Here is a 20,424-nt window from a genome sequence, read left to right on the forward strand (position 1 = left end):
ATGACCCAGCCCAGCTTTGCAACCCACGAGGTCTTCAACCAATCGCCTCCGTTCGAGGACGTCGACCTGTTCGCCATGGATCGCCCGCTGGTTGAAGCGGTGAAGGCCAATGGCGGCGCAGCGGCGGAACAGGAGCTGTCAGCGTTCGGGAAGCATTGGGGCTCGGCGGCGATGGCCGACCGGGGGCGTATTGCCAACGAGAACACGCCGAAGCTTCGCACTTTCGACTCCAAGGGCAATCGCCGCGATCAAGTCGAGTTTCATCCCGCCTACCACGAGCTGATGGCGCACAGCGCCCATGCGGGCCTGCACATCTCGACGTGGACCGCGGATGGAAAGCCCGCGGGCGATGCGGCCGAGGTCATTCGTGCCGCAAAATTCTACATGGCTGCGCAAGTCGAGACCGGCCATCTCTGCCCGATCACGATGACGCGTGCCTCTGTCGCCGCATTGGCGATGCAGCCGGATCTGCTGGCTCGTGTCATGCCGGTTCTGTCGACCAGGAGTTACGACCCCAGCTTCGTGCCATGGCGGGACAAGCGCGGCATGACGCTCGGCATGGGCATGACCGAGAAGCAGGGCGGTACCGACGTGCGTGCCAACATGACGCGAGCGGTGCGTGACGGCGATACCTACCGCATCACGGGCCACAAATGGTTCATGTCGGCGCCGATGTGCGATGCGTTCCTGGTGCTGGCGCAGGCAGATAGCGGACTGACATGCTTTTTCATGCCGCGCTTTGCGCCTGACGGATCCGTCAACGCGATTCAGTTCCAGCGGCTGAAGGACAAGCTCGGCAATCGTTCCAATGCATCCTCGGAAGTGGAGTTCGTCGGCGCCTATGCCGAGCGCGTCGGCGAGGAGGGCAAGGGCATCCGCACCATCATCCAGATGGTGCAACTGACGCGGCAGGATTGTGCGATTGCCTCGGTCGGGCTGATGCGATCGGGCCTTGCGCATGCGCTGCACCACGCCCGTCACCGCAGCGTGTTCCAGAAGCATCTGGCCGACCAGCCCTTGATGCAAGCGGTGCTGTCCGACATGGCGCTGCATGTGGAAGCGAGCACGGCGCTGGTGATGCGACTCTGCCGCGCGTTCGACCGCACGCCCCATGATCCGGCAGAGGCCGCCTATATGCGACTGCTGACGCCGGCGATCAAATACTGGACCTGCAAGAGCGCGCCGCCGTTCCTCTACGAAGCCATGGAGTGTCTCGGCGGCAACGGCTATGTCGAGGACGGCATTTTGGCGCGCCACTACCGGGAGTCACCGGTCAACGCGATTTGGGAAGGCTCCGGCAACGTCATGTGCCTCGACGTGCTGCGCGCGCTCTCGCGCGAGCCCGAGGCGGCGATGTCGGTGCTGCAATCCCTGGCGGCCGAGACGAAAGGATTGTCCGGGGCGGGCGAGGCCGTCGCGTTCATCGGCAAGACCTTCCGCCGCGCCGACGGCGAGCGCGTCGCGCGGCTCGCGGTCGAGAAGCTGGCGCTGCTGGCCGCGGCTGCGGCGCTGAACGGCGTCTCGTCTCGTCACGCTGAACTTTTCGCTGCCACGCGGCTTGCCGGTAGTCATGCCAGCATGTACGGCGCGGTCGAGCTCGAGAGCGGCGATGTGCGTGCGCTGCTCGAGCGGGCGCTGCCGTGAGCCTTCCAACCGAAAGCCTCCTGATGGACTCTCTCAATCCCGACCATCCGCCGCTCGTCGAGACGCCGGCGCTGCCGCGCGTCTGGAAATTCTGGGGCACGGCGCTGTGGGGCCTCGGCATTTTCTTCGCCATGTTCGTCGGCCAGCTTGGCGCCGTCGTTCTGCTGGTGGGGCTGCGCGGCCTGCCGATGGACCTTGCTTCGGTGCAGGTCGTCGGCCGCGAGCCGCAGGCGCTGGCACTCTCGGTCATCATGGGCCTGCCGGCGACGCTCGCGGCGGTGTGGCTCGCCATTCGCATCAAGAAGGCATCCTTCGCCGACTACCTCGCGCTGTACTGGCCGAGCTGGCGGCAATTCCTGCTCGGCGCGGCCGGGCTGCTGCTGACCGTGCTGGCCTGGGAGGTGGTTTCGCGATCCCTCGGCCGCGAGGCCACGCCGGGCTTCATGACCGATCTGTTGAAATCCGGCCGCGACAACGGCGCTGCGCTGTTGATGCTTTTCGCCTTCAGCGTGGCCGCGCCGATGTCGGAAGAGGTGCTGGCGCGCGGCTTCCTGTTCCGTGGCTGGTCGGAGAGCTTCCTGCGCGTGCCCGGCGCGATCATCCTGTCGTCACTGGTGTGGACGGCGGTGCATCTGCAATACGATCTCTACTTCCTCGCCGAGGTGTTCTCCATCGGCCTGTGGTTCGGCTATATGCGCTACCGCGCGGGTTCGCTCTGGCTCACCATCCTGCTGCATGCGCTGAACAACATGACGGCAGTGGTGCTGACGATGTGGCTGGGGAGCTGAGACGGGCTCATCGAACACAGGGCGGCCTCTCACCATTGTGCTCGATCGCAATTGTCCGCCCGACAATCTCGGACAGAATAGGTAGAATTGTTTCCCACCTTCGCTGTGAAGTTGTTGCGGAAAATGTCCGATCTCCCAAACGCTCTCCCGCCGCTGACTCGACCCGGCCGCCTCGGACATGGGATTTCATGGAGACGTTGTTCGTCGTCCTGGTCGCGTATGGCGTTCATATCGTTGCAGGCCAACTCATACTGACCGTCATCTTGAGCATACCGAGCGCGATGAAAGGTCTGTCGTCAGACCAGATCGACGTCTTATGGAATCAGCCAAGTTGGCAGAGCGCGGGCAGAATTGCGTCGGCTCCTGTGGCTGTCGCAGTTCTTTGGATTGCGATTCGAAAGGCGGGAAGGGAGTTCTCCGAGTACTTGGCTCTGAATTGGCCGCGTCCTCGCGAGATTATGATCGCCTTGGGCGTCTCGGTCGTTATGTTTCTCCTCGAGACTCTGATGGCGTACGCCGTTGTCGGTGGGCAGGAGCCGAGCACGAATGCGTATGCCGTGGGCGGCGGTGCAGGCGGATTGCTGCTCATGCTTGTCGCGGGCTGCATTGCAGCGCCGGTCGTCGAGGAGCTCGTCGTTCGAGGCTTTATGTTTCGCGGTTGGTCACAAACTTTTCTTGGGCCGATCGGAACGATTGTGCTCACGTCAATTCTATGGAGCGTCGTCCACCCATACGATTTGCTTTCGCGCCTGTATATTTTCCTTGATGGACTTGCGCTCGGCTATTTCCGCTGGCGCTGGAATTCAACCTGGCTGGCGGTGATTATGCACTCGATGTACAATATAGCCTTCTTCTTCTTGATGGGACCATACATCTAGCGCTCACGCCACCAGCGCGATCGCGATCGGCATGGTGATTGCCGCCAGGATCGTCTGCAGCGTGATGATCTGCGCCAGCAGCGGCGCGTCGCCGCCCATCTGGCGGGCGAGCACATAGGCGCTGGGCGAGGTCGGCACCGCCCCGCAGATCGCGACGATCGCGAGGTTGGTGCCCGACAGCCCGAACCAGACGGCAAGCGCCAGCGCGAGCACGGGCATCAGGACCAGCTTGAATGCCACGCCGAGAGTTGCGCCCAGGCTCAGGCGGAGGAGGCCCTTGAGCTGCAGGCCGGCACCGGTGACGAGCAGGCCGATGGCGAGCGAGGAGCGGCCGAGCGCGTCCGCGACCTCGTGCCAGATTTTTGGCAGCGGCAGATGGAGGACGTTGATGGCAAGACCGATCGCGCAAGCCCAGATCAGCGGATTGCGGATCACCGTCATGACGATGGCGCGGGCGGATTGCTTCTCGGGCGAAGCGTAATGCGCGAGCACGGCAACACTGAACACGTTCACCAGAGGGATGATCGCGACCATCGCCACCGAGGCGAGCGCCAGTCCGACTTCGCCGAACAGGTTGGCGGACACAGATAGCGCCACATAGGTCTGCCAGCGCGTCGCGCCCTGGAAGATCGAGGTGAAGGCGGGGCCGCCGATGCCGAGCCGCGCCAGGGCAGGGCGCAGCGTGAGGCAGAGCAGCGACATCGTCAGTGCCGACAGCAGTAGCGCGCCACCGACGCCGGCGACCGGCACTTTTGTAAGGTCTGCCTTCACCAGCGTCTGGATCAAGAGCATCGGAAACAGCACGAAATAGGTCAGCCGCTCCAGCCCGTGCCACTGGGTGTCGAGCCGCATCAGGCTGTGCCGAAGCACCACGCCGAGCACGATGAGAATGAAGACCGGCAGCAGCGCCGCGATCACGACCGCCATGGATCAGCCATTCCCCGGGGCCGTGCGGAGATTTGCGAGCCGGTCGAGCGCGCCCTGCAGGATGAAGATCGCGGCGTGCTCGTCGATCACCTCGGCGCGCTTGGCGCGGCTGACGTCCATGCCGATCAACTCGCGCTCGACCGCCGCGGTCGAGAGGCGCTCGTCCCAGAGGCCGATGGGCAGCGTCGTCAAATTGGCGAGATTGCGGGCAAACGCCCGGGTCGACTGCGCGCGCGGCCCCTCGCTGCCGTCCATGTTGATGGGCAGGCCGAGCACGAAGCCGACGACCTTCCGCTCGTTGGCGATCGCGAGCAGACGGGCAGCGTCCTGCTTGAACTGCTTGCGCTGGATGGTCTCGACACCGGTCGCAAGCCGGCGGTCCGGATTGGACACGGCGACGCCGATGGTCTTGGTGCCCAAGTCAAGACCGATCAGCCCGCCGCGCTCGGGCCAGTGGGTTGCAGCTTTGACGAGAGGCAGGATAAGAGCCGGCATGGACTAGCGCATATCAGGCCGCGATGATGTCGTCATCCCCGGTCAGGCAGGACAGGAAGCCGCTCAGTGCGCTGTATTGATGTCCGGCGCGGCGCTGGATGAACAGCGTCTCGACGCGGGCATGCGACGGGCTCAAGCCATGCATCGTCACGGCACTGTTCATCGCGCTGCGCTCGACCACAGCGCGCGGCAGCAGCGTCACGCCCATGTCGGCGGCTACGCAGCCGATCATGCCGTCGAGCGTACCGAGCTCGAAGCGCGCCGCCGAGGGCCAGCCGAACTCGACGAAAATCTGCTCGAGGCGCTGGCGGTAGGTGCAGCCGGTACGGAACACCAGCGCGGTGGGACCCGATTCCGGCGTGCCGGCGCGCAACTCGGCGAGCGAGGCCCAGCGCCGCGCGCTGACCAGCACCAGCTCTTCGCGAAACGCGCTCGTTGCGGCGAGGTCGGCATGCGCGATGGGTCCCGCGACGAAGGCGCCGTCGAGCGTGCCTTCGAGCACGCCGGCAACGAGATCGGCCGTCGGCGACGTCCGCAGGCTCAATCGCACGGCTGGAAAGCGGCGGTGGAAATCGGCAAGCAGCGGCGGCAGCCGCACGGCGGCCGTCGTCTCCATCGAGCCGATCGACAGCGGCCCTTTCGGCTCGCCATCGTCGCGCGCGGCGAGCACAGCCTCGTGCGACAATGCCGTCATGCGATGCGCGTAGGGCAAAAGGCGTTTGCCGGCGCCGGTCAGCGCCATGCCGCGGCTGTGGCGCTCGAACAGCGGCGTGCCGATCTCGGCCTCCAGCGCCTTGATGCGCTGAGTGGCGTTGGATTGGACCGTATTGAGCTCTTCGGCGGCGCGGGTGATGCCGCCCGCGCGGGCCACCGCGGCAAAGGTCTTGAGGTCGCTCAGTTCCATGGCGTCGTTTCACTTTTGTGATGGCAGCGTTCGCATCAATTCATTTTTCGAGAATGCTAGTTGGACGTAATGTTCCTGTCCAGAGTGGGAGACCTCATGCCGATCACCACGCCTTTGACGGAGCTTCTCGGGATCAGGCATCCGATCCTGTTGGCGCCCATGGACACCATCGCGGGCAGCCGGCTGACACGCGCCGTCAGCGAGGCCGGTGGTTTCGGCATTTTGGGCGGTGGTTACGGTGACCGTGCCCGGCTTCAGGTCGAGAGCGCCGAGCTGAAGGGCCTTGCACCGTTCGGGATCGGCTTCATCACCTGGAGCCTGGCAAAACAGCCCGAGCTTCTCGACATTGCGCTGGAGGCGCGCCCGCAGGCGGTCATGCTGTCGTTCGGCGATCCCGCGCCGTTCGCGCCGCGGATCAAGGCAAGCGGGGCCCGACTGATCTGCCAGGTGCAGAGCGAAGATATGGCGAAGCAGGCACTCGATGCCGGCGCAGAGATCTTGATCGCGCAGGGGACCGAGGCGGGTGGCCATGGTGCTTCGCGCACCACGGTCGATATCGTGCCCGCGATCGCCGATCTTGCCGCCGGGCGCGTGCCGGTGGTCGCGGCCGGCGGCATCGCCGATGGCCGGGGCCTCGCGGCGATGATGATGCTGGGCGCATCCGGCGTGCTGATCGGCACGCGGTTTTATGCCAGCGTCGAGGCCAATGGCGCCGCGGAAGCCAAGGAGCGCATTCGCACCGCCGACGCCGATGGGACCGTGCGCGGCGTCGTTCCGGATTGGTCGCGCAAACTGTTCTGGCCCGCGCCGTTCACCGCGCGCACGCTCCTCAACACCCATATTAAGAGCTGGACCGGCCGCGAGATCGAGCTGATGCAGCGCGCAGACGAGATCGCCAGGGAGTATGCCGTAGCGAAAATGGGGGGCAATTTCGAAATTGCGGCCGTCTTTGCCGGAGAAGCGGTCAGCCTGATCCATGATATCCCACCGGCAGCCGAGATCGTCGAGCGGATTGCGTCCGAGGCCGAGCAGTTGCTTGCCGGCCGGCGCAACTCCATCGCACCACTCGCCTGAACCAAGAGAGACTTACCATGTGGCCTGACCGTCGACTGATCGATATCTTCAAGACTGAATTCCCGATCGTGCTGGCGCCGATGGCCGGCGTGATGGATGCGGAACTGGTGATCGCCGTGGCCGAGGGCGGCGGGCTCGGTTCGCTGCCGAGTGCGATGCTGTCGCCGGAGAAGGCGCGCGAGCAGGTCAACGTCATTCGCCAGCGTGTGAAGGCGCCGGTGAACATGAACTTCTTCTGCCACACGCCTGTCGATCTCACGCCCGATGCCGAAGCGCGCTGGAAGCAGCGGCTCGCCGATTATTACACCGAGCTCGGTCTCGATCCGGCGGCGCCGATCAACGCGGCGAACCGCGCGCCGTTCGACGCTGCCTTCTGCGAGGTGGTCGAAGAGCTGAAGCCGGAAGTCGTCAGCTTCCATTTCGGCCTGCCGGAGCAGAGCCTGCTCAAGCGCGTCAAGGCGGCGGGCTGTCTCGTCATCTCGTCGGCGACGACGGTGAAGGAGGCGGTCTGGCTCGAACAGCGCGGCGTCGATGCCGTCATTGCGCAAGGCGCTGAGGCCGGCGGTCATCGCGGTATGTTCCTGACAGATGAGATCGCCGAGCAGCCCGGTACCTTCGCGCTGGTGCCGCAGGTCGCCGATGCCGTGAAGGTGCCTGTCATCGCGGCCGGCGGCATCGCTGACGGACGCGGCATTGCCGCGGCCTTTGCGCTCGGCGCCTCCGGCGTGCAGATCGGCAGCGCCTATCTGCGCTGCCCGGAGTCCAAGATCACCGTGGGCGGTCGCAAAGCGCTCGCCGAGGCGGGCGATGATTCCACCGTTATCACCAACGTAATGACCGGACGGCCGGCGCGTGGTGTCCAGAACCGCCTGATGCGCGAGGCCGGCCCGATCTCGCCCGATGCGCCGCCATTTCCCCATGCGGCGACGGCGCTGGGACCGCTGAAGGCGGCTGCCGAAAAGCAGGGCAGGGTGGATTTCACCAATCTGTGGGCCGGCCAGGCCGTCGCGCTTGGCCGCGAGGTCCCCGCGGCCAAATTGACCCGGGATCTCGCCAAATCGGCGCTGGCCCGCATGAAAGCGCTGGCCGGGTAGGCCAGGTTATTGTTTGCGCATGGTCTTTTCGGAAAACCGCGTTGCACTTTTCCGGACCATGCGCTAGCGCCGGTTGCGGCGCAAAACCGGCCTCTGCTATACGGCACATAGGTTTTGCCGTGAGAGGCCTTATATAATGTCCGTCGACGCCGCTACCGTCCGCCGCATCGCGCATCTGGCGCGTATTGCGGTTTCCGAGGACGAGGTTCCGCATCTGCAGGGCGAGCTCAACGCCATGCTCGCTTTCGTCGAGCAGCTCTCGGAGGTCAATGTCGAGGGTGTGGAGCCTATGACCTCGGTGACGCCGATGCAGATGAAGAAGCGGCAAGACGTGGTCAATGACGGCAACATCGCCGACGATATCGTTGCCAACGCGCCCGCGACCGAAGGTCACTTTTTCCTGGTGCCGAAGGTCGTTGAATAATTCCTAGGACAAAGTCCGATGTGTCTGCTTTGCGACGATGAGAAGGCCTATCAGGCCTACATGAATTACCTCGACAAGATGGAGCGGCAGGGCAAGGCTGCCGATTCCGATGTCGCCGTCAATGCCGTGCTCGACGAACTCCAGGCGGCCGCGAATGCAGCCGCCAAAAAAGACGACCCGGCCAACGACAAGACCCTGTCTCCTTTCTTCTGCAGCCCGATCAATAAATGACCGATTTGACATCGCTGACGCTCGCCGAGGCCCGCAAGGGTCTCGCCGACAAGACTTTCACGTCACTCGAGCTGACCGACGCGCATCTGTCTGCGATCGAAGCCGCGCGCGTGCTCAATGCCTTCGTGATGGAAACGCCCGACCAGGCGCGCACCATGGCGCGCGAGGCCGATACCAAGATCGCCAAGGGCGACGCCGGTCCGCTCGCCGGCATCCCGCTCGGCATCAAGGATCTGTTCGCGACCAAGGGCGTGCGCACCACGGCGTGCTCGAAGATCCTCGGCAATTTTGTGCCCACCTACGAATCCACCGTGACTTCGCAGCTCTGGCGCGATGGCGCGGTGATGCTCGGCAAGCTCAACAATGACGAGTTCGCGATGGGCTCGGCCAACGAGACCTCGTGCTTCGGTCCGGTCGGCAATCCCTGGCGGCGCGAGGGAAGCAACACCACGCTGGTGCCGGGTGGCTCGTCCGGCGGTTCGGCCTCGGCCGTGGCGGCACTGCTGTGCATGGGCGCGACGGCGACCGACACCGGCGGCTCGATCCGCCAGCCGGCCGCGTTCACCGCGACCGTCGGCATCAAGCCGACCTATGGCCGCTGCTCGCGCTGGGGCATCGTCGCCTTTGCGTCCTCGCTCGACCAGGCCGGGCCGATCGCGCGCAGCGTGCGCGACAGCGCCATGCTGCTGCGCTCGATGGCCGGTCATGACCCGAAGGACACGACCTCGGTCGATATTGCGGTGCCTGACTACGAGGCCGCGATCGGCAAGTCGGTGAAGGGCATGAAGATCGGCCTCCCCCGGGAATACCGTCTCGACGGCATGCCGGCGGAGATCGAGAAACTCTGGAGCCAAGGGGCAGAGTGGCTGAAGGCAGCCGGCGCCGAGCTGGTCGAGGTGTCGCTGCCGCACACCAAATACGCGCTGCCGGCCTATTACATCGTGGCGCCGGCGGAGGCGTCGTCCAACCTCGCGCGCTACGACGGCGTCCGCTACGGTCTGCGAGAGCCCGGCAAGAACATCATCGAGCTCTACGAGAACACCCGCGCCGCAGGTTTCGGCGCCGAGGTACGCCGCCGCGTCATGATCGGCACTTACGTGCTCTCGGCCGGCTATTACGACGCCTACTATCTGCGCGCCCAGAAGGTGCGCACGCTGATCAAGAAGGACTTTGAGGATTGCTTCGCTGCGGGCGTCAACGCGATCCTCACGCCGGCGACGCCGTCGGCGGCCTTCGGCATCGGCGAGAAGGGCGGCGCGGACCCCGTCGAGATGTATCTCAACGACATCTTCACGGTGACCGTGAACATGGCGGGGCTGCCGGGCATCGCGGTGCCCGCCGGCACGGACGCGCAGGGCCTGCCGCTCGGTCTGCAATTGATCGGCCGCCCCTTCGAGGAGGAGACGCTGTTCTCGCTCGGCGAGGTGATCGAGCAGGCCGCCGGCCGCTTCACGCCCGCGAGGTGGTGGTGAATGTCGCCGACTTCATCGCGAGCCTCGACGGCGCGGCGCCGGCGCCTGGTCTGAACGCGCCGCTCGCCGGCCTCTGGTGGGCTGGGAAGGGCGATTGGGACCGGGCGCACAAGATTGTGCAGGATGACAACGGTCGCGACGCTGCCTGGGTGCATGCCTATCTGCACCGCGTCGAAGGCGATCTCGGCAACGCCGGCTACTGGTACCGCCAGGCCGGCCAGCCCGCGGCAAAGGATTCATTGGAAGCGGAGTGGGAGCGGATCGCTGCCACGCTGCTCGGGAGCAGGACATGAGCACGGCCACGCACAAGCTTCTCAAAGGAGCCACCGGCGATTGGGAGGTGGTGATCGGCATGGAGATCCATGCCCAGGTGACCTCGAAATCAAAGCTGTTCTCGAGCGCCTCGACCGCGTTCGGCGGCGAGCCGAACACGCAAGTTTCCCTCGTCGACGCTGCGATGCCGGGCATGCTGCCCGTGATCAACGAGGAATGCGTCAGGCAGGCTGTCCGGACCGGGCTCGGTCTCAACGCAAAGATCAATCTACGTTCGGTATTCGACCGCAAGAACTATTTCTATCCGGACCTGCCGCAGGGCTACCAGATCAGCCAGTACAAGTCGCCGATCGTCGGCGAAGGCGAGGTGATCGTCGAGCTCGAGGGCGGCAGGACCGCGACGATCGGCATCGAGCGGCTGCATCTGGAGCAGGATCCGGCAAAGATGCTGCACGACAAATTGCCGTCGCAGTCGCTGATCGATCTCAACCGCTGCGGCGTGGCGCTGATGGAGATCGTCTCCAAGCCCGACATCCGCGATGCCGAGCAGGCCAAGGCCTATGTGACCAAGCTGCGTTCGATCCTGCGTTATCTCGGCACCTGCGACGGCGACATGGAGAAGGGATCCCTGCGCGCCGACGTCAACGTCTCCGTCCGCAAGCCCGGCGGGCCGCTCGGCACCCGCTGCGAGATCAAGAACCTGAACTCCATCACCTTCATCGGCCAGGCGATCGAGTATGAGGCGCGGCGCCAGATCGAGATTTTGGAGGACGGCGGCCGGATCGACCAGGAGACGCGGCTCTACGACGCCAACAAGGGCGAGACGCGGTCGTTGCGCTCCAAGGAAGAGGCGCATGACTACCGCTACTTTCCCGATCCGGATCTGCTGCCGCTGGAGCTCTCGCAGAGCTTCGTCGACGAGCTCAAGGCGAAGCTGCCCGAGCTGCCGGACCAGAAGAAGGCGCGCTTCGTCGCCGACTTCGGCCTGTCGGCTTACGACGCGGGCGTGCTGGTCGCCGAGCGCGAGAGCGCGGTGTTCTACGAGACGGTGCTCGACAGGCTCGCCAACCGCGCTCGCGACGGCAAGATGGCGGCGAACTGGGTGATCAACGAGCTGTTCGGCCGTCTCAACAAGGAAGGCCGGGATATTACGGGCTCTCCGGTCACGCCCGAGCAACTCTCGGGGATCATCGATCTGATCGGCGAGGGCACCATCTCCGGCAAGATCGCCAAGGATCTGTTCGAGATCGTCTGGCAGGAGGGCGGCGACCCGCGTGCGCTGGTCGAAAGCCGCGGCATGAAGCAGGTGACGGATCTTTCGGCGATCGAAAAGGTTGTCGACGACATCATCGCGGCCAATCCCGACAAGGCTGCGCAGGTGAAGGACAAGCCGCAATCGCTCGGCTGGTTCGTCGGCCAGGTGATGAAGTCATCGGGCGGCAAGGCGAACCCGCAGGCCGTGAACGAGCTGCTCAAGTCCAAGCTCGGCGTCTAGCCTCGCGCGTTCGGACGAGGTGACGACGCCTCTCGTCACCTCGCTTCATCGCGATGCGAACGCTCGCACGCGTCATCGACGGCAAACATCATCCCATCCAAGCGCGATGCGACGACCGAATCGCAGTCCTCGCGATTCGCGCAAAACGGCGTCTTGCACACGCTCCGACGCGCGCCTCCGCCGTTAAGCATGAAAATAATTTCGTTGCCAAAATTCGCGACTCAGAGTCCGCGACTCCGCCTCACGATGCAGTCGCGCGCTTTGCAGCGTGCGCGCTCGCACCGATGGCGCGCGATGTGCGCGCACAGAATAATACTTGCTGCATAGTGTTTTCCTGCAATCGCGACGCTTGCCGACATCGATGTTGAGAGACGCGTTTGCAATCGCAGTCGCGTCTCTCCGCGTGTCCGCAAATCAAGCGCGGCTGGCGCACGCGCGCTGCGTCGTCAACACTTCCTTAAGTCAGAAGATGTTTTTTTCGTCGTGTTGGTGTATTCGGGGTGAGTGCATTCGATCCCCGAATGCGCACAGCGATTAAAGCCATCTCACACATCGGAGGGCAACATGGCCAAGAAAGCGAAGAAGGCGAAGAAGGCGAAGAGCGCAGTGAAGAAGACTGCGAAGAAGACCCGCAAGGTCGCGAAGAAGAAGAAGTAACTTCGCTTCGGAAGTTGCCGGCTCCAGAAGCCGGCACGTCATCAGCGCCTCCTAGAGGTTCTGGTCGACGATAGAGGGTGTCGGCGAGACATCAGGTCAACGGTCGGATCGTCAGCTTTCGCGAGCTTGCTCGTCAAAGTCCGGTCCGGCAGAAGAAACAAGTTTTCTTCGTTCGGTGCGGTCTCCTTGAACAAAGGCTCCGCAATTCCACAAGCGGCTTTCGGGCTCATTTGGAATCTGGTCCTGACGTGTTCGCCGACGCCCTCGTTCTCCCTGAGGCCGGGGTATTGCCGGCACCCCTTTCCCGACATTGCTGATTTGACCGCGACGTGATCGCGCCGCTTCTGTCATGCTGGCCTGATGGCTTGGCAAGAGAAGCAAGGCGGGCTGCGGCGTGATTGCGCGCCGCTTCGCCAGGCGCGGTGTCATCGCCCGGCGCCGATCGGGCGATCCAGTACGCCGCCGCTTCGCGGGGCACGACCGCGGCCTCTGGATATTGGGTCACCGGCCCTTGCGGGTGAGGGCAGTTGAAGGGAAGCAGCCACAGCGCCGGCGCCACCGTGTGCGATGGTTATCGATGTCCCAAAATCCTGCGGTAAACGGAATCTGACCAATCTGAGAAGTGCCTGCAAATCAGGGACTTTTTGCAACGCCGACGCTTGTGGTCCGCGCGCGCGTTTACGTCTGCTTCATCGCGATACTTAAACTGCCATTCAAATTTGCCCGCCATCATCGCTTCCAACAAGCCGGCAAACGGCAACGGGCGAGAAGCCCAGGGGATGAGTTGAACAGCGCATGATCCGGAAGGATCGCGCAATCAGAGTTGGACGGGAGCCGCGCTCGGGGGAACGAGCCGGCATAAGAAAAAAAGGGGATGCGTTATGTTTCAGGGTACTTTCGATCTTGATGCGGCCACGCCGATCGATTCGAGCGCGCTGTCGGATGTGCTGTTCGAGCGCGGAATCTACTGGGCAAGCGGCCGCTCGGGTCTGGTCGATCTCGTCGCCGCGCACAAATGGTTCAACCTTGCCGCGCTGAAGGGCCGCAAGGACGCCGTCGCGCTGCGTCAGGAAGTGGCCGGCCAGATGTCGGACGCAGAGATCTCCGCCGCGCAGCGTGAGGCGAGGGCGTGGGTGTCCGCTCATTGAGCTGAGCAAGACACCAAACCCGTGCGATCCCGACAAGAACGACTCCGGGCCGAGCCTATGGCTGCCGATTCAGATCGCGCCCGTCGATCGCGATCCGGAACCCGGACGTCTGACTAAATGTCGGGGCGGATCAGGCCGTTCTGATCCCCGCGACTGGCGGATATGGCGCTCCCACGCCTGGGCGGGAGCACGCCGTAATATAAGGACAGCGCGAATCAAGCGGGACCAGCCGCGCGGATTCTTGCGCCAGGCTTTTTAGCCTTGCCGTGACTGCCTTCCGGGGGAGGGAACGCGCAGACCTTGATTCTGCTGGGTGGCGGAGAGAGAGGGATTCGAACCCTCGATACAGCTTGAGACCGTATGACGCTTTAGCAAAGCGTTGCCTTCAGCCACTCGGCCACCTCTCCGGTGCGAGCCTTATGCCTCCAATTGCTTGGGCCGGTCAATTTGGAAGCGTGTGTTTTCGTTCAAATATTCCCAACGATTTCCATCAGCAAGAATGTCCGCCCCGATTCCCCGATCTTCCAGGCGACTTCCAGCCTTTATTAAGCGTCTCTGCCGCGCCCGGTGCGCGGCCCTGGGGACCGCGGATCACAGAGCGTTACCGGGCATTACACATGCCTTTGAGTCTTCGTGCCGATTCCACGATTCGGGCGCCTCGGAGCGACGGATGTGCGTAAGTCCGCGCGCCAGCCATGAGACCGGGAACTGTGGGGCAAATGGAACCTGTCAAAAAAGACAAGTAAAAACAAGGGTTTGCGAGGGGCGTTCGATCACATCTGCGTGTTATTTGTGCAACACCCGTCGGAAAACACGCTTCATCGGGCCGTTTCGGAGCGTTCTCTTGTTGTGTGTGCAAGGACGTTCGGTAATTGTGATCGGGCGACGGAGGGGGGCATCCCAAGGTCGTCCCGTTTAGGTCTTTCGCTTAAGTAGACCTAAGCAGAGAGGATGCGTTGATTTTCAACGACTTTTCGCGGGTAGCTCAAACGGCTTTGTACGATGATTTGTACGGGGCTTCAACTTGGAGGTTTAACATGAAGTTCAAGGGCCTTTTGCTCGGCTCCGCGGCAGCTCTGCTCGCGGTAGGCGGAGCACAAGCGGCTGATCTTCCCGTAAAGGCCAAGGCGGTCGAATACGTGAAGATTTGCTCGCTGTACGGCGCGGGTTTCTACTACATCCCGGGCACCGATACCTGCATCAAGCTGGGTGGCTACCTGCGCGCTGAAGTCGCGCTGGGAACCAACGGCGACTACGCCGCGAACATGACGGGCGTTGGTGCTGCTCACAATCGGCTGAGCAACTACTACACGATCCGCTCTCGTGAAGACCTGAACATCGACACCCGCACCGCGACCGAGTACGGCGTTGTCCGTACCTTCTTCGACGGCGTGTTCTCGTGGACGACTGGTGGCTACGCTGGTGCTGGTACCGGTTTGACGGGCGGCGCCACCGCTTATGACGGCAACAACCCGGCTGGTTCCGGCAGCGGCCAGGTCTCTGGCGGTTCGCTCGGCGTGTACTACGCTTTCATCCAGTTCGCTGGCTTCACGATGGGTAAGGCCGTGTCGCAGTTCGATGCGCCTTGGCAGAACTATCCGGGCAACAACTTCGACAGCCTTGTCGGTGGCGGCGGCACGGTCACTGGTGTGAACCAGTTCTCGTACACTGCTGACTTCGGCCAGGGCATCACTGCTACGTTCTCGGCGCAGGATGCGGTTGCCTATATGCAGGCTGGTAATGTCAATCTCGGCGTTCCCGGTACGGCTGCAACTGCGGCTACGGCTGCTGGCATCCTCGGCGGTGCTTATGGTGCGAGCGACATCGGCGGCTCGCGTTCTCCCGACCTGATTGCCATGCTCCGTGTTGACCAAGCTTGGGGTCTCTTCCAGGCTTCGGTTGCTGCGCATGACAACCATGCTGGTTACTACGGCGCATTTGAAACGTCGGGTCATCCTGAAGACAAGTGGGGTTGGGCTGCCCAGCTCGCTCTGTCAATCAAGAACATCCCGACCGGCGCTGGGGACACGATCAACGTCCAGGGTGTCTACACGGATGGTGCAACCCGCTACAACTTCCAGCCCACTTCTAGCGCTGGAACTTGGTCGGCCTTCGGCAGCACCGGCCTGCTTGGTGCTTATCAGAGCATCGGTATCGCCAGTGCTCCCGACACGGTGTTCGTGACCGGGGGCAGCCAGGAGACCATCAAGACTTGGGGCTTCCGTGGTGCTTACACGCACAACTGGGATCCTTATTGGAACTCCTCGATCTACGGCGCTTGGGCTCAGGTGAACTACTCGGGTGCGGCTTCGGCAGCTGTCTGCGCGAACTTCTTCGCGCTGGTTGCTACGACCGCAGGCACCACCTGCAACCCGAACTTCAATGTCGCTCAGCTTGGCTTCGTGACCCGCTGGACCCCGGTGAAGAACCTGACCTTCTCGGGTGACTTCAACTGGACCCATCTGGACCAGAAGTACTCGGGCGCTCTCGTAATCCCGGCCGCGGGTCTGGCTGGTGTTGCTAAGCCGCCCGGCACGTACGAGCTGAAGGATCAAGACAGCTTCACGCTGCTGCTCCGCGCTCAGCGCAACTGGTAAGACTGGTTCATCTAACGATCCGGTAGACCTCCAAGGCCCTCGGCGGGAAACTGCCGGGGGTTCTTGTTGTTTAGCTTGGATGGCGAAAATCATGGCGGACGAAAAGCCTGAGCAAACTCAGCAGCCGAATGTCTTGGACCAAGTGGTGCGCGTGGTTAGGTCCTTAGATTTCCTAATGTCCGATGTTCAGGCATTTTGGGCCACAGAACTGCAGCTAACTGTTCCCCAATGGAATATTCTCTCGGTAATTGCTGATGCTGGGGAACTTGGGTTGCCTGTAAAGGCGGTAGCCGAAGCATTGCGGGTGGGCGCTCCCTTCATTGTCCACCAATCGCGCCCATTGGAAGAGAAGGGCTTTATACGTCGTTCAAACTCGACCACCGATAAGCGGGTTGTCTATCTGTCCCTCACTCCCAAGGCAAAACGTGAGATCAGACGCTTTGCAACGAGCCGGAGTGCCGTTTGCTCCTCTATCAAAAAAGAACTTGGCGAAGCGGCCACAATGCACACCATCGAGCTAATGCAACAACTAGAGCGTTGCCTCGTCCGCTGCCGCGCCAGATTAAAAATTGAGCAATAGGCGAAGTCGCAGTAGGGGCTTCGGGAAGCTTTTGATGATGATACCATGAACTTTGAGGCGTCTGGGCCTCAGAAGAATGCAGCAGCCAGAGGACGACCTCAGCAACCAGTGCGATACGAAGGGGAGACGACGGAATGACATTATTTCCTTTCGGGTTCTACATTTTGCAAGGCAAACGACTGGTGCACGTTGGGAACGACTTGGAAGCTCAGAAAACTGTTCGCGCATGGATGGATGACAATCCTGATAAGGTCCTCCTAGGATGCGAAATAGTTGGCCCGGAGAAGGTGACAACGAAGTTCTTAGGCTGGAACGCAGAGTATCGGTCTCTCACTATGGATCAGACGCCTTTTTTGTTCGAGGCTACTGTTGAGGCTCACGGTCAGGTAAACATTCGCCGATTGTTCAACGACTACGATGCCGCCTTGTTGACGCACGCTGATCTTGTGGAAGCGGCTAAGCGTCGGCTGCACTAGGGAGCGACTTCGTCTCTTAGGGTCTACGCTCCTGAGACAGTAAGACGCGATAAGAATGGCGTCTCAGTAGTATCGAGTTCGGATTTTTGAGACATTTGCTCTAAGGGTCTAGACCGCAATGAGACACGCCTCCCAATGTTGACCTGAGCGACCCCTGCGCGTCCAGCTGAAGCCCTACCGGGCCTTCCAGCAAAAAGACCGGCCATGCGCTCCTTTTTGGGAAGCAGCGTGCCCAGCCATTGTCGTTTAGTTTTTCTTGTGCTTCACCAGGAAGCTCTTGGCCCCGCGCCCCGCACCTCTAACGACATACTCGACCCCCATTTCGCGCAGCGCCGCCGTGGTGCGGTGATCGCCATCCGAAAGAACCTGCCGCAGCTTCTTCAGGGCGGTCGGCGTCAGAGACAACGCGCGCTGAATCGCGCTCACTGGCATTTCACCGGGGAGCTTATTGCTCATGAGGCTCAGCAGCGCTTCGTGCGACGTGCCCTTGCGAGCTCTGCGGAGCTTCGGGCCGTCCACCGAGAAATGCCAATCTTTGACAACGAGCCCAGGCATATCGGCCAAGATGTCTTGTAAGATGTCGTCCCCTAGGATGCTGGTCGGCAGCACGAGGTAGATGTCTGCGCTGGGACTCCGGCCGTGCGAGTCGATGACCTTGCGGCAGCAAATTCGGTTGATGGCCTGAATGATGGACACCGACAATTGCCTTTGCTTCAGAACCTCGCGCACATCGTTGTGTCCGTTCCACTTCGGCGCTCTCAGCCACGCGTCGTCCTGTGCCCCCTGAAGTGCGAAGAACGTGTTGTTGGCCCAGATCTGATCCCGATAAGGCAAACCGAATATGACCGCCGTATCGTAGTCCGCCCACGCATTGCGCCCGTCAACTGCGCCCCAATGGCCAACGTCAAGCTTCGTGAAATGCGTCTTATAGGTCAGCGCAATGTGCTCAACCGCTCTGTGGACGCATAGGAATACGGAGCGTTCGGGGGCAAGCTCTCTCTCCAGCGCGTCCAGCAAACGAGGAAAACGCTCGGGTGCGTGCTTGATCATGCTGGACTTGCCTAAGCCGCTAGGGGTGCGCGCGACGTGCAGCACCACGCGGCTGTAGTCCCGAACGCCGTGCGGCACGGGGGTGATCTTCGCGCGATCCTCGAAAAGATCCCATAGAAAGTTCTGGCGTGCTGTCGCGTCGAGGACGACAGGGCCGGGAGTCCCCAACGGGACCATCAGCGCCGCTGAGTTGATTGTGTGCTCGCGCCCTTTTTGGGCGTAATAGGCGAACTGATCTAGGATGGCTTCAGCGTCCTTCAAGACGTCGTCCACACGCCTCGCAATCCGGCTTCTGTCTTCCGGGCTGTCCTTGTCAAGGACCGTGCGGTCATAAGGCTGCGCCCACATGGCTTCCCGGAGCTGTGCCAAATCGGTTGGAGCAGTGTGCTCCTGCCACAGCATGCACGCGGCGTTGTCCCGCTCTCCCTGAGCATCCACGAGAGCCACGAGCACTCCGTTGAGCCGTTCGAGCGCGGTGACTTGTTGTGGATACGCTTTGCGGACCTCGATCGGAATATATCCGATGACCTGGGCGAGGCTGCTGGTCGTGACCTTGCTGGCCTCAATGGCGTTCGCCAACGCTTCATCAATGATCGTCAGAAGCCGCTTGCCTCCTCGCCACTCTGTGAGGCGCTCCCATGTCGCGGCGCGCTGCCCCGAGAGGCTATGGGAGGCGTTGACGTAAGCTTGATGGGTTATGACCAACACGTCGCTCTCTTGGAGCTGTTGAGGCGCGGCGCGGCTGGCGGAATGATTGGCAACGGCGACCGTCCGGCCTGCCAAAGCATTTATGGTCTTTACGAGGTCGTCGGCCTGTTCGATTAGGCGTGTTACAATCAGTATGCCCACGGGGTGCTCGTGGGGGCGCGTGTGGTTCAGCTCAGCTTGCATCGCTGAGTACACACAGGCACCCTGAGTCTTCCCGGAGCCCGTTGGAGGTTGCAGGACCCGCCAAGGCATCACGAGGTTCTTCGCGGTGTCCCTGATGGCATCTCGGAAAGTCGAGCCCATTACCCTCCATAGGTCCCGAAGGGCTTGCGAGGAGCACAGGGAAAGGTCGTGCGTCCAGCGGTCGTTCATGCGGTCTGAGAAATCCTGCGGCGACACAAGCGCGTATTGCTCGTGCAGGCCGATGTTGCCGTGCATTGGTGGTGGTTTCCTTATTTGGAATTGATCGATGTTGAGGAAACGACCCCTTGAAAGCTCTAAAGATGATCTTCTTAGAGGTTAGAGGGGTGCGTTCCGAAGGTGATTAATCGCAGGGCGTAAGCCTCGTTTATTGTCACTGAGAGGCTACCGGGGACCCGCTGGTCTGATCGGTGCTGAGGTGCCCCCACGGGCGTCCACGTGGACCCCACGGGAGAGCTGTCAGGCGCAGGTGCTCTCCGCGCCCGGAGCCCCCAAACGCACCCGCGGGCATTTCTGAGTCAGCAAGGGCCTATATCTGGCCGGTGGATACTCTTGGGTTCTTGTGGGTGTTGTCGGGGCGTTCTCGCGCGCCTCGCGCTGCGTGTGCGAATTGCGTTCTGTGTAAGAGTGGGGGGTAGATTGATCGAAGTCGTTGAGCTAACGGCATTTTCCCCTGAAGTGCGCCACAATCGCACCACACTCGGACCGTGGCGCGCGCGCCTTCCTCTAAGAGTGAGGGGTCTCAATAGGTAAGCCGTTGAAAGCGTTCCACATAAGGCTCAAATGCGCCCGGTTCTGCGGAAGATTTTGCAGCCTTCCACGAGCACCCAAAAGTGACCACATGGGACCCGTGGCGCGAAGGGGACCCGGACCCAAGGGGACCCGGTGAGCGAAGCGCGCTCTTGGATTCTTGTGGGTCGGCTTGTGCAAATCTCGGGGGACACAACTTCCTGCTCTGAGCTGAGCAGCAGCAACGGCCTTTACTCGCCCTTTCGAAAACCGAATCTCCAAAATGAGCCCAAAAGGGGACCCGTCGCAAAGGGGACCCGTTGCAGCGGGGCATGACAAAAGTTGCGATTGCTCAGCGCCACACGCGGCGACTAAAACGCGTCGGAAGGCTGAAGAGGGCTTGATGAAAACTGTTTCGGTAATTGGTGTGTTGGCGCTGTGCTGTCTGTGCCCAGCCCCAACTAGTGCGCAAGCGTGGAGGAACTGCGTCCAAGGTTCAATTGGGCCTGGGGGCTGCGACTCAATAGGTCCTGGGGGAGGACGATCAATCGGGCCGGGTGGTGGTCTCTCTATCAGCCC

At 62.3% G+C, this 20,424-nt stretch carries 18 protein-coding genes and 1 tRNA gene; 14 read left to right on the forward strand and 5 right to left on the reverse strand.

What is annotated here, in order from left to right; translation table 11 throughout:
* From IF809_RS28650 to IF809_RS28660, 3 genes are all read left to right on the forward strand, one after another.
* On the forward strand, positions 1 to 1,644 hold the full coding sequence (locus tag IF809_RS28650) for an acyl-CoA dehydrogenase family protein (protein ID WP_462839217.1): 1,644 nt from the start codon (positions 1 to 3) through the stop codon (positions 1,642 to 1,644).
* A 23-nt stretch (positions 1,645 to 1,667) separates the two neighbouring features.
* Positions 1,668 to 2,432, forward strand: coding sequence for a CPBP family intramembrane glutamic endopeptidase (locus IF809_RS28655; RefSeq protein WP_453983645.1), 765 nt, complete (start codon positions 1,668 to 1,670; stop codon positions 2,430 to 2,432).
* A gap of 188 nt (positions 2,433 to 2,620) precedes the next feature.
* Entirely contained in the window at positions 2,621 to 3,310 is a 690-nt protein-coding gene (locus tag IF809_RS28660) for a lysostaphin resistance A-like protein (protein ID WP_462839218.1), read from the forward strand.
* Between the two features lie 3 nt (positions 3,311 to 3,313).
* Here the strand turns inward: IF809_RS28660 and IF809_RS28665 are convergent, their stop codons facing one another.
* Genes IF809_RS28665 through IF809_RS28675 form a run of 3 tightly spaced genes read right to left on the reverse strand, consistent with a single transcriptional unit; the run spans position 3,314 to position 5,636 of the window.
* On the reverse strand, positions 3,314 to 4,237 hold the full coding sequence (locus IF809_RS28665) for an AEC family transporter (protein WP_453983505.1): 924 nt from the start codon (positions 4,235 to 4,237) through the stop codon (positions 3,314 to 3,316).
* A gap of 3 nt (positions 4,238 to 4,240) precedes the next feature.
* A complete protein-coding gene (gene ruvX / locus IF809_RS28670; RefSeq protein WP_462839219.1) occupies positions 4,241 to 4,732 on the reverse strand; it encodes a Holliday junction resolvase RuvX in 492 nt (163 codons plus the stop codon).
* Between the two features lie 13 nt (positions 4,733 to 4,745).
* Positions 4,746 to 5,636, reverse strand: a complete 891-nt coding sequence (locus IF809_RS28675; protein ID WP_462839220.1) for a LysR substrate-binding domain-containing protein — start codon at positions 5,634 to 5,636, stop codon at positions 4,746 to 4,748.
* A 96-nt stretch (positions 5,637 to 5,732) separates the two neighbouring features.
* Between IF809_RS28675 and IF809_RS28680 the strand changes: the two genes are divergently transcribed.
* The 8 genes from IF809_RS28680 (at position 5,733) to IF809_RS28715 (ending at position 13,504) form a co-directional block, all read left to right on the forward strand.
* Positions 5,733 to 6,710: an NAD(P)H-dependent flavin oxidoreductase gene (locus IF809_RS28680; RefSeq protein WP_462839221.1), complete on the forward strand. Its 978-nt coding sequence runs from the start codon at positions 5,733 to 5,735 to the stop codon at positions 6,708 to 6,710.
* Between the two features lie 17 nt (positions 6,711 to 6,727).
* Positions 6,728 to 7,804, forward strand: coding sequence for an NAD(P)H-dependent flavin oxidoreductase (locus IF809_RS28685; protein ID WP_462839222.1), 1,077 nt, complete (start codon positions 6,728 to 6,730; stop codon positions 7,802 to 7,804).
* A gap of 136 nt (positions 7,805 to 7,940) precedes the next feature.
* Positions 7,941 to 8,228 carry an Asp-tRNA(Asn)/Glu-tRNA(Gln) amidotransferase subunit GatC gene (gatC, locus tag IF809_RS28690; RefSeq protein WP_453997383.1) on the forward strand — a complete coding sequence of 96 codons (288 nt, stop codon included), beginning with the start codon at positions 7,941 to 7,943 and terminating at the stop codon, positions 8,226 to 8,228.
* Positions 8,229 to 8,246: 18 nt separating this feature from the next.
* Positions 8,247 to 8,459: a hypothetical protein gene (locus IF809_RS28695; RefSeq protein WP_453997385.1), complete on the forward strand. Its 213-nt coding sequence runs from the start codon at positions 8,247 to 8,249 to the stop codon at positions 8,457 to 8,459.
* Positions 8,456 to 9,931, forward strand: coding sequence for an Asp-tRNA(Asn)/Glu-tRNA(Gln) amidotransferase subunit GatA (gene gatA / locus IF809_RS28700; RefSeq protein WP_453997387.1), 1,476 nt, complete (start codon positions 8,456 to 8,458; stop codon positions 9,929 to 9,931). The genes IF809_RS28695 and gatA overlap by 4 nt, the downstream gene beginning before the upstream one ends.
* A complete protein-coding gene (locus IF809_RS28705; protein ID WP_453997389.1) occupies positions 9,922 to 10,224 on the forward strand; it encodes a hypothetical protein in 303 nt (100 codons plus the stop codon). The genes gatA and IF809_RS28705 overlap by 10 nt, the downstream gene beginning before the upstream one ends.
* Entirely contained in the window at positions 10,221 to 11,699 is a 1,479-nt protein-coding gene (gatB, locus tag IF809_RS28710; RefSeq protein WP_453997391.1) for an Asp-tRNA(Asn)/Glu-tRNA(Gln) amidotransferase subunit GatB, read from the forward strand. The genes IF809_RS28705 and gatB overlap by 4 nt, the downstream gene beginning before the upstream one ends.
* Positions 11,700 to 13,237: 1,538 nt before the next feature.
* Positions 13,238 to 13,504 (forward strand): hypothetical protein, encoded by a 267-nt coding sequence (locus tag IF809_RS28715; protein ID WP_128966651.1) that lies wholly within the window; start codon positions 13,238 to 13,240, stop codon positions 13,502 to 13,504.
* Between the two features lie 314 nt (positions 13,505 to 13,818).
* On the opposite strand, the gene IF809_RS28720 is transcribed toward IF809_RS28715, so the two are convergent.
* A tRNA-Ser gene (locus tag IF809_RS28720) sits at positions 13,819 to 13,911 on the reverse strand.
* 630 nt (positions 13,912 to 14,541) lie between these two features.
* Here IF809_RS28720 and IF809_RS28725 point away from each other — a divergent pair.
* The 3 genes from IF809_RS28725 to IF809_RS28735 all read left to right on the forward strand — a co-directional run bounded on the left by IF809_RS28725 (position 14,542) and on the right by IF809_RS28735 (position 17,157).
* Positions 14,542 to 16,101 (forward strand): porin, encoded by a 1,560-nt coding sequence (locus IF809_RS28725; protein WP_462839223.1) that lies wholly within the window; start codon positions 14,542 to 14,544, stop codon positions 16,099 to 16,101.
* Between the two features lie 91 nt (positions 16,102 to 16,192).
* Positions 16,193 to 16,681, forward strand: coding sequence for a MarR family winged helix-turn-helix transcriptional regulator (locus IF809_RS28730; RefSeq protein ID WP_462839224.1), 489 nt, complete (start codon positions 16,193 to 16,195; stop codon positions 16,679 to 16,681).
* Between the two features lie 134 nt (positions 16,682 to 16,815).
* A complete protein-coding gene (locus IF809_RS28735) occupies positions 16,816 to 17,157 on the forward strand; it encodes a hypothetical protein (RefSeq protein WP_462839225.1) in 342 nt (113 codons plus the stop codon).
* 246 nt (positions 17,158 to 17,403) lie between these two features.
* On the opposite strand, the gene IF809_RS28740 is transcribed toward IF809_RS28735, so the two are convergent.
* The gene (locus IF809_RS28740) at positions 17,404 to 19,353 is read right to left on the reverse strand and encodes a DEAD/DEAH box helicase family protein (RefSeq protein WP_462839226.1); all 1,950 of its coding nucleotides are present in this window, start codon (positions 19,351 to 19,353) and stop codon (positions 17,404 to 17,406) included.
* Between the last annotated feature and the right edge of the window lie 1,071 nt (positions 19,354 to 20,424).

This window comes from Bradyrhizobium sp. UFLA06-24, from assembly GCF_054967145.1.